Origin of the sequence: Alkalilimnicola ehrlichii MLHE-1, from assembly GCF_000014785.1 — a bacterium.
In the GTDB taxonomy this organism is placed as follows: Bacteria; Pseudomonadota; Gammaproteobacteria; order Nitrococcales; family Halorhodospiraceae; genus Alkalilimnicola; species Alkalilimnicola ehrlichii.
In genome coordinates this window covers 926,381-945,446 of the sequence record NC_008340.1, presented here as the reverse complement: position 1 = coordinate 945,446, position 19,066 = coordinate 926,381, and the positions used below count along the sequence as shown (strand labels likewise).

Sequence of the window (19,066 nt, the reverse complement as noted above, 5' to 3'; positions counted from 1 at the left end):
GTTCATTATCTTTAGCCACAGGTAGGCCTCCGTGTTGCTGACGACGCAGTGTGCAGTACGGTGGCGGGGTTCACCCGCGAGGTGGACGGACCAGGAACACCGACACATCGGTTTGCCGCGCCACCTTGCCGCCGTGGGACGGCATGATGACATCGAGTTTCCGCGGCAGGTGCGTGCCCATGATGACCAGGTCGACGCCCACCTCGTCCACCGCCTTGACCAACAGATCGTCCAAGTCGGCAACCGGATCGGCGCTGACATACACCTTGGTGCTCACCGGCCGGCCATGCCGCTTGCCCTGCTCTTCGGCGAAGGCCTTGAGCTTCTGCTCGTACTCCGCCGGCGACCGGGCCACCCGCCCCGGCGTACCTGGGGTCACACTCACGTAACAGACCTCGGCGCCGAAGTGTTTCGCCATGTCAGCAGACACCTGCAAGGTGCGCTCCAGCGCCCCCAGGTGGGCCAGGTCCACCGGGACCATGATGCGGTGATACATACCTGAATGCCCCCCATAAACATTGATGGGCGAAAAAACCCTAAAAGTCTTGTATAACAATCTTAAACATAGAAGAGGCCCCTGAAGAAACAACACGGGCCGGTAACGGCCTTATCAGAATAGTGCCGGTCCGGCGCTCATCCCTGGCCCGGCCACGGCCCTGGCAGCGGCCCGGATGTCAACTGCCTTGACACCCCCGCGACACCACCCTAGCATGCGTGGCCATTCACCTTTCGGAACCGCCGCTTGATGGACATCGACGCAATACGGAATCTGGCAGCCGACGACATGGCCGCCGTAAACCGCCTGATCCAGGAGCGCCTGAGTTCCGAAGTCGTGCTCATCGACCAGATGGGCCACTACATCGTCAACAGCGGCGGCAAGCGCCTGCGTCCGCTACTGGTGCTGCTGGCGGCCCGCGCGGCCGGTTACCGCGGCGAGCACCATATCAAGCTGGCCGCGGTGGTCGAATTCATCCATACCGCCACCCTGCTGCACGACGATGTGGTCGACGAATCCACCCTCCGCCGCGGCCAGGACACCGCCAACAGCATCTGGGGCAACGAGGCCGCCGTGCTGGTGGGCGACTTCCTCTACACCCGCGCCTTCGAGATGATGGTGGAGGTGGGTCTGCTGCCGATCATGCAGGTGATGGCCCGCACCACCAACACCATCGCCGAGGGCGAGGTGATGCAGCTGCTCAACTGCCACGACCCGGACGTCTCCGAGGCCCGCTACCGCGACGTCATTTACCGCAAGACCGCTTCGTTGTTTGAGGCCGCCTGTTGCCTGGGCGGGACCATTGCCGGGCTGCCGCAGGCGCAAACCGACCACCTGGCCGCCTACGGCCTGCACCTGGGCACCGCCTACCAGTTGGTGGACGACGCCCTCGATTACGCGGGCAAGGCGGAGGAGATCGGTAAGAACATCGGCGACGACCTGGCGGAAGGCAAGCCCACCATGCCGCTGATCTACGCCATGGCCCGCGGCAGTGCCGAGGAGCGCCAGGTCATCCGGGAGGCGATCAGCGAGGGGGGCATATCGCGCATTGCCGCCGTGCAACAGGCCATTGAAAACACCGGTGCCATTCCTTATACTCAGCGCCTCGCTCGGGACGAAGCGGAAGAGGCCGTGAATCGCCTGGCCCACCTGCCCGATTCCGAGTGGAAGCAAGCCCTAGAGGCGCTGGCCCGCTTCAGCGTGGCCCGCACCTTCTAGCCGGCAAGCAGACCATCGGGGTGTAGCTCAGCTTGGTAGAGCACTGTCTTCGGGAGGCAGGAGTCGCTGGTTCGAATCCAGTCACCCCGACCAGCATCAGAGAGCGGCGGATCCGGCAGCGGGTCCGCCGCTTTTCGTTACGGGCCACTCGGCCTCGGGACGCATCCGGCCGGCAGCCGATCCCACCTGCTAAACTACGCCCTCGTACTGAACAGGGGATTCCATGTCGGGCCATCGCGATACCGATCACCCCCCCGCAGAGCTTGCCTATCCGGTGGTCCGCCGCCGGGCTGTCGGCTGGTACCTGGGCGCCGTTCTCACCCTGCTGCTGGTCGTGGTCTGGCTGCTGCACGATCAATACCAGCGCGATATCGCTCTGGCCGCGGACCGGACCCAGGCGCGGGTGGACATGGTGGCGGAGTGGGTCCGCAGCAGCCTACTGGTCAGCGAGCACACCCTGGCGGGCATCGCCCACATCCTGGCCCCTGAGACGCCAGAGCGTATGATCCCCTATCACCTGGGCGACGAAGCGCTGGACGGCTTCCTACGCCTGCGCCGGGACAGTCTGCCGATCCTCAATGAGCTGGCCATCCTCCGCCACGACGGGACGGTGCTCAATAGCACCCGGGAGGACATGGCCCGGGGCACAGACCTGGGCGACACGGCCTTTCTCTCGGCGTTCCGCGCCGATCCCACCCTGCACGAGCTGATCACCTCCCTCTACCGATCACCCCTGGATGACCGGCACTATCTGATGCACCTCCGGCGCATCTCCCGGGCACCGGACCCGACCGCCAACCTGGTGGCCATCCAACTGGATCCGGCCATCTTCTCGGAGGCCCTGCATCGCACCACCCTCTCCCGAGGTGAGAGCATCACGGTGCTGGACAGAGACCTGCAGCTAGTCGCCCGTTACCCGGACCGTGACAGCGACGGCGCCTCCGTGCCGGTCAGCACGCCCGTCGAGACCCCGGAGCTAACAGCCTTCCTCGAGCAGGGGCATGCCACCGCCCGGATCCGCATGCGCTCCCCGGTGGATGGGGTGGAACGCATCTACACCGCCCGACGGGTCAATGCCCTCCCCTTCGTGGTCATCTCCGGCGAGGCGATTGACGTGGCCCTCGGCGGTTGGCGTCAGCGGGCCTGGGCCATGGGCCTGGGGGTTGCCCTCGCCGCCCTGCTGGGGACAGCACTGCTGGCCCATTACCTGCACCGCCGGAGCCTGGAGCGCGCCCTGCGCCTCGAGGTGCGCGGGCGGGAGGCGACGCAGGAGGCGCTCCAGTCCCGCGAGGCCCGTCTGCGGGCCTTGGTCGACGCCATGCCGGATCTGCTGTTCATGTTCGACAGAGAGGGCCGGTTCATCCACATTCATGCCGACGAGCCGGAAAAACTGCTGCTCCCCGCGGAACAGGCCCTTGGCAAGCACTTTCGGACGGTGTTACCGGAGCCGCTCAGCACCCCCCTGAAAGACGCCCTGGCGCGGCTCGCCGCCGGTGAGGACCCGGTGCAGTATGACTACACGCTGACGCTCGGCGGGACGGAACGGACCTTCACCACTGTCGTGCGCCCGGTGCGCGGTGCCGATAACCAGTACCTTGGGGCGCTGGCCCAGGTCCGCGACATCACCGAAGCACGGACCACGGAGGCGGAACTGCGGATCGCGGCGGCCGCCTTCGAAACCCATCTGGGCATGATGATCACCGATGCCGAAGGCCGCATCCAGCGGGTGAACGACACCTTTTGCCGGATCACCGGTTACCAACAGGCCGAGGTACTGGGCCAAACGCCCCGCCTGCTCAGCTCCGGGCGACACGACGAGCGCTTCTACCAGCGGATGTGGGCACAGGTGCGGGAGCACGGGAGCTGGGAGGGGGAGATCTGGAACCGCCGCAAGAACGGCGAGATATTCCCCGAGTGGCAGACCATCACCGCCGTGCGGGACGACAGCGGTGAGATCACCCACTACGTGGCGACCCTGCACGATATCAGCGACCGCAAGGAGGCCGAGCGCCAGGTCCACCGGCTGGCTTTTTACGACACGCTCACCGGGCTGCCCAACCGACGGCTGCTCTTGGAACGCCTGGCACATTGCCTGCGCGGCAATCACCGCAGCCGCCGCCAGGGCGCGCTGCTGTACCTGGACCTGGATCACTTCAAGGCGGTGAACGATGCCCATGGGCATGGCACGGGGGACCGGCTGCTACAGGCCCTGAGTGGCCGCCTGTCCAACTCGATCCGCGAGAGCGACACCCTCGCCCGGCTCAACGCCGATGACTTTCTGGTCCTGCTCACCGACCTGGCGGAGGAGACCCAGGCCGCCGCCCGCGGCGCGGAGGCGGCGGCAGAGGCACTGATTAAACAGCTTGAGGCGCCACTGGTGATGGATGGCGAACCTATCCATTTGCACGCAAGCATCGGGATCACGCTCTTCCGCAACCACGAGACCAAACCGGAGGTGGCCGTTCAAGAGGCCGAACAGGCCATGCACCAGGCAAAGCAAAGCGGACGTAACGCCATCTGCTTCTTCGACCCGCTGATGCAGGCGGACATGCTGCGCCGGGTGCACTTGGAGCGGGGCCTGCGGCGCGCGGTCCATGACGGCGGCCTGACCCTGCACTTCCAGCCCCAGGTGGGGCCGGACGGTGACATCCTGGGGTACGAGGCGCTGCTGCGTTGGCCGCACCCGGAGCAGGGGCCCATCGGGCCGGGCGTTTTCATCCCCATCGCCGAGCAAAGCCGGCTGATCATCCCCCTGGGCCGCTGGCTGCTGCAGGCCGCCGCCCGGCAATTGGCTGCCTGGGCCCGGGACCCGGCCACCCGGGCGCTGACGCTGTCGGTCAACATCAGCAGTGTGCAGTTCCGCCACGACGACCTGGTGGCGGCCGTCCGCGAGGCCCTGGAAACCACCGGCGCGCCGGCGGAGCGGCTGAAGCTGGAGGTCACTGAGAGCCTGCTGATGGAGGAGCCGGATCAGGTCTGCGCGACCATGGAGCGGCTGCGCGCCCTGGGCGTGCACTTCTCGCTGGACGACTTCGGCACCGGGTTTTCCTCCCTGGCCTATCTCCAACGGCTGCCTCTGGATGAGCTGAAGATCGACCAGTCCTTCGTCCAGTCCCTGGAGCAGGCACCGGCGGCGGACGCCATTGTCGGCTCCATCATCGGGCTGGCCCGGAGCCTGTCCCTGCACGTCATCGCCGAAGGGGTGGAGACCGAGACCCAGCGTACCCGGCTCGCCGCCCACGGCTGCCACCGCTACCAGGGCTACCTGTTCGGCGCCCCGGCCCCGCTGGCATAAGCCGAGTTCATCAGGGCTGGTAGCGCGCCCAGCAGTTGGGGGTCTCCCAGACCGTGACGGCCAGCAAGGCCGCGTTGCCGCGGCTGCGAGCATGGACCCGGGGGGCCAGGCGCTCGTACCAGTGCCGGGCCAGCACCTCGGCGGTGGGCGGCCCGGGCACCAGGTAGAGCTTGCCGCCCAGCGCCGGGTCCCGGCCCTCGGCGTACCCCTGCCCGGCCACCCGCTCACGTAAGCCCTCCAGCCACGCCTCGGGCCGGTCGCTGCCGCCGGCCAGCAGGGCCAGCATGACGTGATCATCCACCGACAACAGCAGGCCGTGGTCACAGGGCGCGTCGATGACCGCCAGCATCTCCTCCTTGAGAAAGCCGAAGTCCAGCACCATGCCCCGCTCCTCGCCGGCCTCCTGCAGGCTGGGGTTGCCGCAGGCCGCTTCGACCACATAGCGGTGGCCGTGCAGGTGCCGGCAGCGCGAGCCGTGGTCGGGGATCCGGTGGGCGGCGTCGATCTCGACGCGACGGGTGACGGTGAAACTGCTCACGCAAGGGCTCCGTAACGAGTCTGAGCGGCTGGGATGACCGCACAGTGTACCATCGCCACCCGCCCGCCGGAGGCCGCCGACGACGGACGGTCCGCCACCGGCAGTGCAGACCGGCCCCGGTTCAGACCTTGTTGACCGGGATCTTCAGGTAGACCGTCCCGTTGTCCTCCGCAGGCGGCATCTCACCGGCGCGCATGTTGACCTGGACCGAGGGCAGGATCAGCCGCGGCATGCCGAGCTCGGCGTCCCGCGCCGTGCGCATGGCCACAAACTCGTCCTCGCTGATCCCCTCACCCACGTGCACGTTGTGCCGGCGCTCCTCGCCCACCGTAGTCATGTACTGGTACTCATCCCGGCCCGGGGCGCCGTAGTCGTGGCACATGAACAGGCGCGTCTCATCCGGGAGCGCGAAGATCTTCTGGATGGAGCGGTACAGCGCCCGCGCGTCCCCGCCCGGGAAGTCGCACCGCGCCGTGCCGAAGTCGGGCATAAAGATGGTGTCGCCGACGAAGGCGGCGTCGCCGATCACGTAGGTCAGGCAGGCCGGGGTATGGCCCGGGGTGTGCAACACCCGGCCCTCCAGGCCGCCAATGGAAAAGGTGTCACCCTCGCTGAACAGCCGATCGAACTGGCTGCCGTCCCGCGGGAAGTCCGGCCCGGCGTTGAACAGCTTGCCAAAGACATCCTGCACGATGCGGATGTTCTCGCCGATGCCCATCTGGCCGCCCAAGGCCTGGCGCAGATAGGGCGCCGCCGACAGGTGATCGGCATGCACGTGGGTCTCCAGGATCCAGTCCACCTGCAGGCCGTGCTCCCGGACGTAGGCGATGATGCGATCCGCACCGGCATAGCTGGTGCGCCCGGAGGCCGGATCGTAGTCCAGCACGCTGTCGACAACGGCACAATGCCGGCTGTCCGGGTCCTGCACCACATAGCTATAGGTGTGGGTATCGTCGTCGAAGAAAGGTTCCACCAGGGGGGTCTGCATGATGCGCTCCTCCCATATAAAAAAGGCCGGGATACCGCAGTGGCACCCCGGCTGGACCCATCAACGTCATCTCATACTGCTATGACGCGGAGGCCTCTGGACCGATTACAGGGTCTTCTTGCAGAAGTACCAGTCCACGTAATCGTAGCCCTGATCCTTGCGCGCCTCAGCCTCCTCGACGGTCGCCGGCGGCGGCACGATCACCGGATCACCCGGCTGCCAGGCCTCGGGGGTGGCCACGCCGTGCTCCTGCGAGGTCTGCAGGCTCTTGACCAGGCGCAGGGCCTCGTCGATGGAGCGGCCGTTGGTCATCGGGTAGTAGATCATGGCCCGAAGGATGCCCTCGGGATCGATGAAGAAGGTGGCACGCACCGCGGAGGTGTCGCTGGCACCCGGCTGCACCATCCCGTAGGCATTGGCGACCTTCATGTTCAGGTCGGCGATGATCGGGAAGTTGATCTCGACGCCAAAGTTCTCCTTGATGTTGCGGACCCAGGCAACGTGGGCATGGATGCCATCAATGGACAGCCCCAGCAGCTCGGTATTCAGGGCCTTGAAGTCCTCGGACCGCTGGGCGAAGGCCATGAACTCGGTGGTGCAGACCGGGGTGAAGTCCGCCGGGTGGGAGAACAACACCACCCACTTGCCGCGGTAGTCGCTGAGCTTCTTCGGGCCGTGGGTCGTCTGCGCCTCGAAGTCCGGGGCCGGCTTGTTCAGCTGCGGCATGGCGAGGACGGGCTCTTGCTGTTCATTCACTTCTTCAGTCATGTCGACCTCTCTTGGTTAGCGACAGTCGTTCCGTATCAACGTTTCCGAATGTTATAGATTTAAAACCATTCTGGCCAATAGAACCTGCCGAAGACGGTGATAGATTATAGCCGTTCCAGTTATAAGCATATGCCCTTTGTCTCGCACCGGCGTCGCCCCCTGTACAATACCCATCGGTCCTTATGGAGGAACACGCAGGCATGACGCTCGAGATCCTCGCCGTGGGCGATCTGCACCTGGGCCGCCGCCCCGCCGGGCTGCCCCAGGCGGTCGTCGAGCAACATGACCCGGCGCGCCTGGGTCCCGCAGCAGCGTGGCAACGGCTGGTGGATGCGGCCATCCGCCAGCCGGTGGATGCGGTGCTCTTTGCCGGTGACGTGGTAGAGCAGGAGCAGGACTTCTTCGAGGCCTACGGCCTGCTCCATACCGGGGTCCGGCGCTTGGTTGAGGCCGGTATCCGCGTGCTCGGAGTCAGCGGCAACCATGACACCGCCGTGCTGCCCCGGCTGGCCCGGGAGCTGCCCGGTTTCGAACTGCTCGGCGCCGACGGTAGCTGGCAGGCGGCCCGGCTGTGTGGCCGCGACGGCACCGAAGCCATCGTCCATGGCTGGTCATTCGTCGAGGCCCGGCGCGCACTGAGTCCGCTGGCCGATCACCGCTTCCCGCCGGCGTCCTGCCCGCAGCTCGGCCTGCTCCACTGTGACCGCGACCAGGCCGACAGCCCCTACGCCCCGGTCAGCTCCGGCGAATTGGAACGCGCCGGGCTGGACGCCTGGCTACTGGGCCACATCCACCGGCCCGACCCGCTGGACCCCGGGCACCCCTCCGGCTACCTGGGCTCGGTCACCGCCCTGCGCCGCACGGAGATCGGGCCACGCGGGCCTTGGCTCTACCGCCTGGATGGTCGCGGCATCACCGAACTCCGGCAGTGGCCGCTGGCGCCTCTGCAATGGTACGAACTGGCTGTCGACCTGAGCGGCCTCAACGATGCGGCAGATGGTCGCACCCGCCTGCTGGAGCAGGTCCGGGCGCTGCAGGCGAGGCTGCAGGGCGAGGCCTGGCAACCCCGGCTGGTCGGCCTGCAGGTCCGCCTCACCGGGCGCGTCGATCAAGGCGGCACCGTCCGCGACCGGCTGGCCGATGAGTTGCGGGACAGCCCCCTGCTACCCGGCCCGCCCGATGTCTTCGTCAACCGCCTGCACCTGGAGACCCTCCCCGAAATCGACCTGAGCCACCTGGCCCGGGAGGCAAGCCCGGCGGGGTTGCTGGCCGCCCAGCTGCTCGCCCTGCGCGCCGGCCCGGACGATCCGGAGTACCGCAATCTGGTTGCTGAGGCGCGGGAGGCCCTGGAGGCGGAGTGCCGCCACAAGCACTGGCAGGACCTGGCGCCCGTCCCCCTGGATGATCGGGCCGTGGCCGACCGCCTGTGGCAGGCCGGCACGGCCGCCCTGGATGCTCTGCTCGCGCAGAAGGCGGCGGACGCATGAAGCTCGAGAGCCTGCACATTCGGCAACTGCCCGGCATCCACCCCGGATTCGACCTGGAGGGGCTGGACCCGCGGATCAACCTGCTGCTGGGGCCCAACGCCTCCGGCAAGAGCAGCGTGGTGCGGGCCCTGCGCCATCTGATGGAGACCCGCACCGACGACCCCGCCAACCTGGTGCTGTCGGCCACCTTCAGCGAGGGAGAGCGGCAATGGCAGGTGGATCGGCTGGGCCGCGACATCCACTGGCGCTGCGACGGCGAACCCTGCGCGCCCCCACCCCTGCCCGGCGCCGAGGGGCTCGGCTATTACTGGATCGGGCTCGACCGCCTGCTCGAAACCACCCGCGAGGACCAGGCCGCCGAGGCCACCCTGCGCCGCGAGATGCAGGGCGGCTACGACCTGCAGGCCCTGCGGGAGAGTCAGCCGTTCAGCCTGTCCGCCCAGCGGGGGCGCATCGCCGCCCGGGAACTGCAACAGCGCCAGCAGGCCCTGCGCCGGGTGGAGCGCGAACACCAGGCGCTGGCCAGCGACGAGGCCCGACTGCCGGAACTCAGCGAGGCCGTGGCCGAGGCGCAACGGGCCCGGGAACGCCGGCAGGCCTGTGAGCAGGCCTTGCTGGCCCTCGACGCCGCGCGGGAACTGCGCCACCAGGAGGATCGCCTGGCCCGCTATCCCGATCCCATGCCCGTCGGCCTGACCCGCGACCGGCTGGAGACCCTGGAGCAGCAGGAGGCGGAACTGGCACGCGCCCTGGCCAGCGCCCGCGACGACCAGGCCCGGGCGGAGGCCGACCGGCAGGCGACCGGTCTGGCGGATGGCGGCCCGCCACCGGCGGAGCTGCAAGCCGCCGGCGAGCAGGCCCGTCGGCTCACCCGGCTGGAGGAACAGGTCCGCCATACCCACGAGCAACTGGCTGCCACCCGCCGGGCCGCGGCCCAGGCGGCCCGCGCCCTGGGCCGCGGCCCCGACGACGACCGGGCGCAACCGGCGCTCTCCCCGGAGGAGCTGGCCGGCCTGGAGCGGCTGGCCCACGAGGCCCACGCGGCACGGGAACGCCTCCAGGCGCTGGACGCCCGCCTGGCAACCCTGGAGCCCAACGCTGAGCCCTTCGACCCCGCGCCACTGGAACGGGGCTGCCATGAACTGCGCCGCTGGCTGCGCCAGCCTGCCCCGCGGCCGCTGCACTGGCTGGGCCTCGGGCTGACCGGGCTGGGCGGCGCGGGTACCGCGGCACTGGGGCTCACCCTTGGCCACTGGCCCACCGTGGCCAGCAGCCTGGTGGTGCTCGCCGGCCTCGGTGCCAGTGCCGTGGCAATGGGGCGCCGCCGGGACCGGCGCGAGAGCGAGACCCGGTTTACTGAACTGCCGCTCCCCGCCCCGGAGGTCTGGGAGGAGGCCGCCGTCCGGCAACGCCTGGATGAGCTGGAACAGGCCTGGCACCAGGCCCGAAGCCTTCAGCAGCGGCGCCAGGAGGCCGACCAACTCCACGCGCAAAGGGGCCGGGCGCGCACAGAACAGGCTGAGGCGGAGCAGGCCCTCCACCGGCATGCCGCCGCCCTGGGCCTGGACGCGGAACTGCCGCTGGCCTTCGACCGCGCCGTCCGCCTGCTGAGCCGCCATCAGGAGGCCCGCGAACAACAGGCCGCCCAGGAGGCCGTACTGGACCGCCAGGCCCAGGAACTCGACACCCTGCGCGACACCCTGCACCACTTCCTGGCGACCTGGCACACCGCCCCGCGCGAGGAGCGCAGCGAGGCACTGGGCGCCGCCCTGGACGACCTGCGGCAACGCTGCGAGGCCGCCGAGCGTGCCCGCCAGCAGGCGGACAACGCCACTCGACTGATCCGGGAATTGGAGCGCCAGCTTCGGGATACCCGCCGGCAGCTCGACCAGCTCTACCACGACGCCGGCCTGCAACCCGACCAGCGGGCCACCCTGCTGGAACGCATCGACCAGCTCCCTGAGTGGCAGGCCTGCCGGCAGGCCCTGGAGGCCGCACGGAGCAATTACCGGCTGCGCCGTGAGGACCTGGAGGGGCAGGCCGACCCCGACATCATCGAGTGGCTGGAGGCCGGCGATGAGCCCGCCCTGCGCCGCGCCGCTGAGGACGCCGCCGAGGCCGCCGGACGGCTGGAGCCGCTGCGCGAGGAGCGCGCCGGCATCCGCACCCGCCTGGAACAGACCCGCCAGCGCCACGACCTGGAGGAGGCCCTGGCCCAGCGCGAGGAGGCGCGCGAGGCGCTGGCCGGAGAGCGCGAACAGGCCCTATCCGCGGCCGCGGCCCGGTTCCTGCTGGAGCGCGTGGCCCGCCGGCACGAACAGGCCCACCGCCCCGAGGCCCTGGCCCGGGCGGACCGGCTCTTTGCCCGCTTCACCCACCAGCGCTATGGGTTACGCCTGGGCCCGGACCAGCGACTGCAGGCAATGGACCACCATAGCGAACAGCCCCAGCCGCTGGAGCGCCTCTCCACCGGCACCCGCATGCAACTGCTGATCGCCCTGCGAGTGGCGTGGCTGGAGCAACTGGAGCGCCAGACCCGGCCGCTACCCCTGATCCTCGACGAGGCCCTCACCACCACCGACCCGGAACGCTTCCAGGCGGTGGCCGGCAGCCTCGCAGCGCTACTGGAGACCGGCCGCCAGATCTTCTACCTGAGCGCCCAGCCGGAGGACGCCCGGCGCTGGGAGCTCGCCCTGGGCCAGCGGCCCCACTGCATCGAACTGGCCCAACTGCGCGGTACCGGTTCCGCACTGTCCGACCAAGCCCTGCAACTGCCGGAGGCGGAGCCGGTCCCGGCCCCGGACGGGCACACCGCCGAAAGCTACGCCCGCGCCCTGCAGGTGCCCGGCATCGACCCCTGGCGTCCGGCCGGCGAGATCCACCTCTTTCACCTGTTGCGCGACCGGCTCGACACCCTCCACCGGCTGCTGCGCGACTACCGCGTCCACCACAGCGGCGAGTTGCAGCGGCTGCTGGAGGACCCGGCCCTTAAACACCACCTGCCAGCGGAACTGCGCGAGCAGCTCTCGCGCCGCGTGCAACTGGCCCACCACTGGCTGCAGGCCTGGCGCCAGGGTCGCGGCCGGCCGGTCACCCGGGCGGTGCTGGAGGCCAGCGGGGCGGTGAGCGACACCTTTATGCCACGGGTCGCCGAACTCAACGACGCCCACCACGGCGATGCCCGGGCCCTGCTGGAGGCCCTGGGTGCCGGCGAGGTCTCAGGCTTCCGCCGGGCCAAGCTCGAGGAGCTGGAGAGCTACCTGGAGGCGGAGGGCCACCTGGACCCGCAGCCCCGATTGGAGCGCGACGAGCGCTATCGCGCCGCGCTGGCCAAGGTGGAGCTGCCCCTGGAGGCGATCGGGCGCGACGCTGAAATCATCGACTGGCTGGAGGCGGCGCTACTGGCCTGAGCCTTGGGCCGAGGCCGCTGTGCGCCGGCGGCAAACCATTGCGAACAAATGGAAACCGGACTACGGGAGGAGACGCTCATGCGCTATTACCACAACCCCCGCTGCAGCAAGTCCCGCGAGGGGCTCAAACTGCTGCAGGCCCACGGCGTGGAGCCGGAGGTGATCCAATACCTGAAGACCCCGCCGGGCACCGACGAGCTGGCATCGCTGATGGAGCGGCTCGACATCCATGACCCGCGCGGCATGATGCGGCGCAAGGAGAAGCTGTACAAGGAACTGGCACTGGACGACCCGGGCCTGGACCGCGAGACCCTGCTCCAGGCCATCGCAGAACATCCCCGGCTACTGGAACGCCCCATCGGCGTCAGCGACCGGGGCGCCGTCATCGGCCGGCCGCCGGAACGGCTGCTGGAGCTGCTCGCCTGAGGCGCGAGGCCCTGCCACGGGCCGCTGCGCGTCAGCCTCGCGGCAGGGTCACCCCGCGCTGGCCCTGGTACTTGCCGCCCCGGTCCTTGTAGGAGGTCTCGCACTCCTCGTCGGACTCCAGGAACAGCATCTGCGCCACCCCCTCGTTGGCGTAGATCTTTGCCGGCAGCGGGGTGGTGTTGGAGAACTCCAGGGTCACATGCCCCTCCCACTCCGGCTCCAGCGGCGTGACGTTGACGATAATGCCGCAGCGGGCGTAGGTGGATTTGCCCAGGCAAATGGTGAGCACGTTGCGCGGGATGCGGAAGTACTCCACCGTGTGCGCCAGGGCAAAGGAGTTGGGCGGGATGATGCAGACGTCCGACTCCACGTCGACGAAACTGCGGCTGTCGAAGGCCTTGGGGTCGACGATGGCTGTGTTGATGTTGGTGAAGATCTTGAAGTGCGACGAACAGCGCACGTCATAGCCGTAGCTGGACGTGCCGTAGGAGATCACCTTTTCACCCCCCGCCTCCCGCACCTGCCCCGGCTCAAAGGGCTCGATCATGCCGGCCTGCTCGGCCATGCGGCGGATCCATTTGTCAGACTTGATGCTCATGCGCCTTGAATTCCAGCCTATAGAAACCGTCCGTAGTCTACCCGGTAAGTTGATCGATTGCCGCATGAACATGCCGATCGCCGGGGCAACCCAATTGCCACCCCGGCCACCGCAGCGACAGCGGGCGCACACCAATGCGTCGCCACGGCGTTCAGGCCGCTATCCCGTCACTCCAGTCACATCCAACATAGCCGTGGCGATGGCGAAGTAGATCAGGATGCCGAAGATGTCGGCGATGGAGGTGATCAGCGGCGCACTGGCCGTGGCCGGGTCCAGTTTGAACCGGGCCAGGATGAAAGGCAGCAGCATGCCGATCATGCTCCCCATGAACACCACGGCGACCATGGACAGCGCCACCACGTAAGCGATCTCCATACCTCCGCGATACATGCCCAGGAAGGCGACTGCCACGGCCAGGGTGACACCCAGGGCCACGGACACCATGGCCTCCTTGCTCCACAGCTTCAGCCAATCCTTCGATTTGACGTCACCGGTCGCTAGACCACGCACCATCAGGGTGGCGGACTGGGTGCCGGCGTTACCCGCCGTATCCACCACCAGCGGCAGGAAGGTGACCAGTACGATCACGGCGGCCAGGGTATCCTCATAAGCCCCGATGATCTCGCCGCCGAACATGTTGATAAAGACCAGCAGCACCAGCCAGCCCACGCGGCGTTGGTACAGGGCCCACAGGCTGGCGTCCTTGAGCCCCAGGTTGAGCACGCCCACACTACCCAGCTTGTGGAAGTCCTCGGTGGCCTCGGCCTCGGCCACGTCCATCACGTCATCCAGGGTAACGATACCCAGCAGCACGCCCTCAGAGTCCACCACCGGCAGGGCCGAGAGGTCATAGTGCTGCACGGTCTCCACCGCCTTCTCTCGGTCGTCGAAGGCCGAGACACAGATATAGCGGTAGTCCATGATGCTCTCGACCGTGCTGTCCGGCTCAGCCAGGATGAAGCGGCGAATAGACAGCGCATCCAACAGCTTGCCTTCGTTATCAGTGACGTGGATGACGTTCACCGTCTCGCCCCGCTCCTTCTGGGCACGGATGTGGGCCAGCGCCTGTTCAATGGTCCAGTTGGGGCGCACCGAGATGTACTCCGGGGTCATCAGGCGGCCCACCGACTCATCCGGATACCCCAACAGCCGCTGGGCCCGGCGCCGGTCCCCGGGGGGCAGCATCTCCAGCAACCGCTGGGTGGCTGTCGCCGGCAGTTCCTGCAGCAGCGCGGTCCGATCGTCCGGCGTCAGGCTGGCCAGGACCTCGCGGGTCTCCTCGTCGGTCATGTCCTCCAGGAGCGCGTCCTGGTTGTCCGGTGAGAGGTAGGCGAAGACCTCATTGGCCTGGTGTCGGGGCAGGAGCTTGAAAAGGAAGATACGCTCTGCCTTTTCAAGCTCCAGCATGATGTCGGCGATGTCCTGGGCCGCCTCGTCGGCCACGGCCTCCCGCACGTCACTCCAGCGCCGCTCCGCCAGCGCTGCCTGGATCCGGGGGACAAGCGGGTTTTCTTCTTCTTGCATGGGTGCCTCCTTGACAAGGCCAGGGCCCGTGAGGATGCACGGGCCGGGTTAATCTCTGGTTACACCAGGGCGCCGAGTGTCAGCGCGGCGATGAGCGGCAGGCCGATCAGGCCACCGGTCACCGCACCCAGGCTGAGCATGCGCCGCAACCCACCGCCATGGCGCCGGGCGCGGACCTCGTTGACGGTCACCGGGGGCAGGTCACGGCCGTGAAGCGCCCCGGCCAGGCCGCCCCACTCGTCCAGCACCGGCAGCACGCCAACACCGGCACGGGCCATCAGCCCACGCACGCCGCGCAGGGGCTGGTCCGGGCTTAGGGTCATCCCCGTGCCGAGGAGTTCGCGCTCGACCGTCTCGCGGCCATCCCGCCCGGCGAGACTGCTGCGGGTCACAAAACCCAGATAGCGGCCACGCGCGTCCTGCACAAACAGGACATAGGCCTCGTGACGGGACAGCTTCGCGCGGGCCCCCGCCACCGGAGTGCCGCTGGTGACCGCCAGCGCCTGCGGCCGCATGTACCGGCCGACCGCGCCCGAGGGTTGCTGCAGGGCACCCAGCAGCGCCTTCCGCCGATCAGCGGGCAGCGCCCGCAGGATCGCCTGCAGCCGCTCCACCGGGGTCTCATCCAGCGCCAACACCAACTCGGGCAGGGGCGCCGGGGTGAGCAGACGTGCCGCCGCCGCGGGATCGAGCGCACTGAGCAGGCGCTGGCGAGCGCCCACGCTCATGCCGCGGAAGATGGCCAGGGCACGGCGGTAGGGCACCCGGTTGAACAGCACGGGAATGTCGCTGCCGTCCAGGGCGGAGAACAACCGCACCTGGGCGGCGACATCGAGACGCAGGCAGAGATCGGCCGCCCGACGGGTGCGGCCGAGATGGAGGTTATGGATGATCGCTTCAATCATGGCTCCGGCTCCAGAATCAGGGCAATGGCAAGCATTTGCCCGGTTGCCGAAGCCAGCGGATCAGGTGGGATGACCCCCGGTCAGGCCGGGAACACGCAACCTGCCACCGGCGCCCGGCAACCGGACACCACGGCGGGCCGACGGCCATTGGCCGTCGGCGCTGGTACTCGGTAGCGGTACGTCATCGTCGGTGAGCATGGTCACCTCCCAGCAAAGAAGCCCCGGGGATGCGGAGAGGGCATCGCCAGCCAGTACAAGGCGCTTGTGCTGAGAGGGTTTCCGCCCGGCCGGTCAGGCAGAGCGTGAATGACCCGCTGCGGTCTGAATTACCGCGCGGGATTCTGGGCCGTTGGACCCGGTGGGAATCAGGCGTGGTAGTTCAGACTCGCCTCAGCACCGCCTGCGGCGTTGCCAGGGCTTGGATTGTCAGTCGATCTAGGGATCGATGGATTCATCAACGGCTGCGCGGCCTTCCCGCCGCACCACCTCTTGTGGCCTATAATCGCCGTTAAAATAACCTGTGGACCGATAACCCGTCAAATGAAAACCCAGTGGTTACCCGGGCTGCGGGCCAGGCGTCTGGCCTGGGCCGCAGCCCGGCGGCCCAACAGGGCGGCAGGCTCAAAAGGCATGCTTAACGCCGAGGGACACCGCCCAGGCATTATCGCCCTGGGCCACGTTCACGCCCCGACTCTCGTCATCTGCGCCGTAGTAATCGGGCTCGGTGGGCAGCCTGTCGGCATTACGCTGGTTACGGCTCATGGCGTAAGCCGCGTAAAGCGTGGTGCGATCGGTGATGAAGTAATCGGCCCCCACGGCATAGAGCGTGCTGTCGCTGCGGGACGCATCGGCGTCGTAGCGGGTCACCTGGGCCAGGAGCTCCACATCGGGACGGGCCAGCACCCCCACGCCGACTCCGAACACGCGGTCGTCCTCCAACGGGGCGACATCGGTGCTTTGGTAACACTGATAGAAGGCGAAGCCGCGCCAGACGTCCGGCCGTTCATAACCCAAGGCCAGCTGGTAGAGCTTGTGCTTCCATTCGCCGAACCCCTCATCGCCCGGGCTTAGGTCAAAGAGCTCATCCACGCGCCCCTGATTGGCCTGCAGATAAGACAGGCCGGCATAGAGGTTGCCATCGCCAAGCTCCCCGTCGAACTGGCCATGGGCGACCCACAGATCGCCACGGGCAGTGCCCTGGCGCGGCCCGTACATTGCGGTCAGCGAAAAGCCGTTGAGCTCGGGGCTCAGGTAGACCAGGACGTTCTCCTGAAACTCGTTGTTGCCCGGCGTGGCCCCAAACAGGTGGGCATCGCCCACGCGGTCGACGAACATCTGCAGGTCGTCGATCGCGACGAACAGCGGATCCTCCATGTGCCCGGCCAGAACGGTACCGAACGCACCGTCCAGCCCAACAAATGCGTTCTCGCCGGCCCCGAACAGGCCGTCTCCGCCGGCGGTCAGGTGGACCTCGGTCTCGTACTGGAAAAGGCCGGTAAGGCCCGCGCCCAAGTATTCTGAGCCCGTTATGCCCAGCAGGGACCCGCGACTGGCCAGGAATTCGCTGCGACGGTCGCCATCATGGGCAATGTCGGCAGAGAGGTGGACTTCCCCGTAGAGGGTCAACCCATCCGCCTGGGCCACCAGGGGCAGCGCCAACGCACCGGCCGCCACTGCAATGGAAAAATTGCGAAAATGCATGGCGCCAACTCCTTTGTTTTTTATCGGGGACTTTCCGCCATCGCGGCCGATCAGGCCGAGACACCGAGCAACCAGGCCGCGGTCAGGAAGTAGACCGCCAGACCACTGAAGTCCTGATGCATCACCGTGGCCACCGTCTGCGCTTCCGTTTCAGCACCCTGGATATCGGCAATGGCCACTTTCATTACACAATCATTTCTCATGACAATAGCTCCCTATTGACCCGATCATCACCGAAGCAATAGAGGCACGCGAACACGACAACGAGCCCTATTGCGGCGACAATCGTTGGCCACAACAGTTGCGCACAACACCCCGGGCACAGGATCACCCGGGCTGTCGAATGCGGACTATCAGCTTTTGGGGAGCACCAGGCCGGGGCCGGCCTGATCAAAGCGACTACAGGGGATGCAGCCGATAAATGCGGTTCAGGCAGGCAGGGCCGGGCGCGGTCCGCTCACGCGGATCACCCCAGTTCGCTGGATTTTGCTACTCGGAGGTTCCATCTTCGGTGGGAGTCCTCCCCCTGTTGCCTTCGTTATGCAGGGCGCAATGCTACCGACCTGTCATACCGTTTGCAACACGAATCACGGGGTGCTGGAACAATGCTATTGAAGAGCGCCTGACTATCACGCCAATCCCCGGAAATATAGAGCCACAATGGCGTTTATGGGGCGCTACCCCGGCGCCGTCGATGGGCGGCCGGCGAATGGCCAACCGGTACACCTTGACCCTAAGGGCGGCCAGCGGTAGAAGAACCGCTTCGCTCCACAGCACAAGGACCGCCAGCCCATGGCCTTATGGATCGCCGCCCTGCTTGGTGTCATTCAGGGCATCTTCATGTTCCTGCCCGTCAGCTCCACCGCCCACATGGTGCTCACCGAGCACTGGCTGATCGCCCGCGGGGAGACGCTGCCGCCCCCGGAGAGCGCGGAGATGATCCTCTTCGCCTTGGTGGTGCACGTGGGTACGCTGGTCTCCATCGCGGTGGTCTTTTGGCCCAGCCTGTGGCGCTTCAGCCTGAACGCACTGGGCGGCGCCTGGGAGTGGGCCGGGCGAGGCGGTCGCGGGGGCCTGCCGCTCTACTGGCGGCTGTTCTGGCTGGGGATGTTCTCGGTGTTGTGCACCGGGGTGCTGGGGTTGACGCTGAAGGCCACCTTCGAGCACGTCTTTGCCTCGCCGCTGATGATCGCCGGCACCCTGACCCTGACCGGCATCCTGCTCTGGTGGACCGACCGTCTGGCCCCGCGTCGGCGCGGCCTCAAGGGCATTAACCTGAAGGTGGCGGGTGTCATCGGCCTGGCCCAGGGCTTTGCGCTGATGCCGGGGCTCTCCCGCAGCGCCATGACCATCGTCTTCGCCCTCTTTACTGGCCTGAAGCGGCGCTGGGCCGCCGAGTACAGCTTTTTCCTCGCCATCCCGACCATATGCGCGGCCACCCTGCTCCAGGCCATCGAGGTCTACCGCCTGGGGCTGCCCAACACCGTCGGGTTTTCCGCGTTGGCCGTGGGCTTCGTGGTGGCCGCCATCGTCGGCATCATCTCCCTGAAGCTGGTGATCTATTTCTTGTATCGGGCGCGGTTGAAGGTCTTTTCCTTCTATGTCTGGGCCCTGGCCCTGGGCATCGCCACCGGGCTGATCGACCTGGCACCTGCTCTGGGCTGACGGCACTGTCGGCCCGCACGATGCCCCGGGCCCGGGTAACGACCGCG

Annotated in this window: 15 protein-coding genes and 1 tRNA gene; 7 read left to right on the top strand and 9 right to left on the bottom strand. The window is 67.6% G+C overall.

Annotated elements, in window-relative coordinates; all coding sequences use genetic code 11:
- Positions 1-70: 70 nt before the first annotated feature.
- Positions 71-496, bottom strand: coding sequence for a universal stress protein (locus MLG_RS04315; protein WP_011628583.1), 426 nt, complete (start codon positions 494-496; stop codon positions 71-73).
- A 249-nt stretch (positions 497-745) separates the two neighbouring features.
- Here MLG_RS04315 and MLG_RS04310 point away from each other — a divergent pair, with 249 nt between their 5' ends.
- From MLG_RS04310 to MLG_RS04300, 3 genes are all read left to right on the top strand, one after another.
- Positions 746-1,714, top strand: a complete 969-nt coding sequence (locus MLG_RS04310) for a polyprenyl synthetase family protein (protein WP_011628582.1) — start codon at positions 746-748, stop codon at positions 1,712-1,714.
- Between the two features lie 16 nt (positions 1,715-1,730).
- Positions 1,731-1,807 (top strand) — tRNA-Pro (locus MLG_RS04305).
- Positions 1,808-1,937: 130 nt separating this feature from the next.
- Positions 1,938-5,009: an EAL domain-containing protein gene (locus tag MLG_RS04300; RefSeq protein ID WP_011628581.1), complete on the top strand. Its 3,072-nt coding sequence runs from the start codon at positions 1,938-1,940 to the stop codon at positions 5,007-5,009.
- 10 nt (positions 5,010-5,019) lie between these two features.
- Here MLG_RS04300 and MLG_RS04295 read toward each other — a convergent pair whose 3' ends face one another.
- The 3 genes from MLG_RS04295 to MLG_RS04285 all read right to left on the bottom strand — a co-directional run bounded on the left by MLG_RS04295 (position 5,020) and on the right by MLG_RS04285 (position 7,303).
- Positions 5,020-5,547 (bottom strand): 6-pyruvoyl trahydropterin synthase family protein, encoded by a 528-nt coding sequence (locus MLG_RS04295; RefSeq protein WP_011628580.1) that lies wholly within the window; start codon positions 5,545-5,547, stop codon positions 5,020-5,022.
- Positions 5,548-5,668: 121 nt separating this feature from the next.
- Positions 5,669-6,535, bottom strand: a complete 867-nt coding sequence (locus tag MLG_RS04290) for an MBL fold metallo-hydrolase (protein ID WP_011628579.1) — start codon at positions 6,533-6,535, stop codon at positions 5,669-5,671.
- A 105-nt stretch (positions 6,536-6,640) separates the two neighbouring features.
- Complete coding sequence (locus tag MLG_RS04285; RefSeq protein WP_011628578.1) at positions 6,641-7,303, bottom strand: peroxiredoxin; 663 nt, start codon at positions 7,301-7,303, stop codon at positions 6,641-6,643.
- Positions 7,304-7,503: 200 nt separating this feature from the next.
- On the opposite strand from MLG_RS04285, the gene MLG_RS04280 reads away from it, so the two are divergent.
- The 3 genes from MLG_RS04280 to arsC all read left to right on the top strand — a co-directional run bounded on the left by MLG_RS04280 (position 7,504) and on the right by arsC (position 12,626).
- Positions 7,504-8,790, top strand: coding sequence for a metallophosphoesterase family protein (locus tag MLG_RS04280; protein ID WP_011628577.1), 1,287 nt, complete (start codon positions 7,504-7,506; stop codon positions 8,788-8,790).
- Entirely contained in the window at positions 8,787-12,200 is a 3,414-nt protein-coding gene (locus MLG_RS04275; RefSeq protein ID WP_011628576.1) for a hypothetical protein, read from the top strand. Before MLG_RS04280 ends, MLG_RS04275 begins: the two co-directional genes overlap by 4 nt.
- 78 nt (positions 12,201-12,278) lie before the next feature.
- Positions 12,279-12,626: an arsenate reductase (glutaredoxin) gene (arsC, locus tag MLG_RS04270; RefSeq protein WP_198003240.1), complete on the top strand. Its 348-nt coding sequence runs from the start codon at positions 12,279-12,281 to the stop codon at positions 12,624-12,626.
- Positions 12,627-12,657: 31 nt separating this feature from the next.
- Here the strand turns inward: arsC and dcd are convergent, their stop codons facing one another.
- From dcd to MLG_RS15825, 5 genes are all read right to left on the bottom strand, one after another.
- A complete protein-coding gene (dcd, locus tag MLG_RS04265) occupies positions 12,658-13,224 on the bottom strand; it encodes a dCTP deaminase (protein ID WP_041717906.1) in 567 nt (188 codons plus the stop codon).
- Between the two features lie 159 nt (positions 13,225-13,383).
- Positions 13,384-14,748, bottom strand: a complete 1,365-nt coding sequence (gene mgtE / locus MLG_RS04260; protein ID WP_011628573.1) for a magnesium transporter — start codon at positions 14,746-14,748, stop codon at positions 13,384-13,386.
- Positions 14,749-14,807: 59 nt separating this feature from the next.
- Positions 14,808-15,653, bottom strand: a complete 846-nt coding sequence (locus MLG_RS04255; RefSeq protein WP_011628572.1) for a magnesium transporter MgtE N-terminal domain-containing protein — start codon at positions 15,651-15,653, stop codon at positions 14,808-14,810.
- A gap of 621 nt (positions 15,654-16,274) precedes the next feature.
- The gene (locus tag MLG_RS14715) at positions 16,275-17,354 is read right to left on the bottom strand and encodes a porin (RefSeq protein ID WP_011628571.1); all 1,080 of its coding nucleotides are present in this window, start codon (positions 17,352-17,354) and stop codon (positions 16,275-16,277) included.
- 50 nt (positions 17,355-17,404) lie between these two features.
- The gene (locus MLG_RS15825) at positions 17,405-17,539 is read right to left on the bottom strand and encodes a hypothetical protein (protein WP_269490051.1); all 135 of its coding nucleotides are present in this window, start codon (positions 17,537-17,539) and stop codon (positions 17,405-17,407) included.
- Positions 17,540-18,146: 607 nt separating this feature from the next.
- Here MLG_RS15825 and MLG_RS04245 point away from each other — a divergent pair.
- A complete protein-coding gene (locus tag MLG_RS04245) occupies positions 18,147-19,019 on the top strand; it encodes an undecaprenyl-diphosphate phosphatase (protein ID WP_011628570.1) in 873 nt (290 codons plus the stop codon).
- The last annotated feature ends 47 nt before the right edge of the window (positions 19,020-19,066 follow it).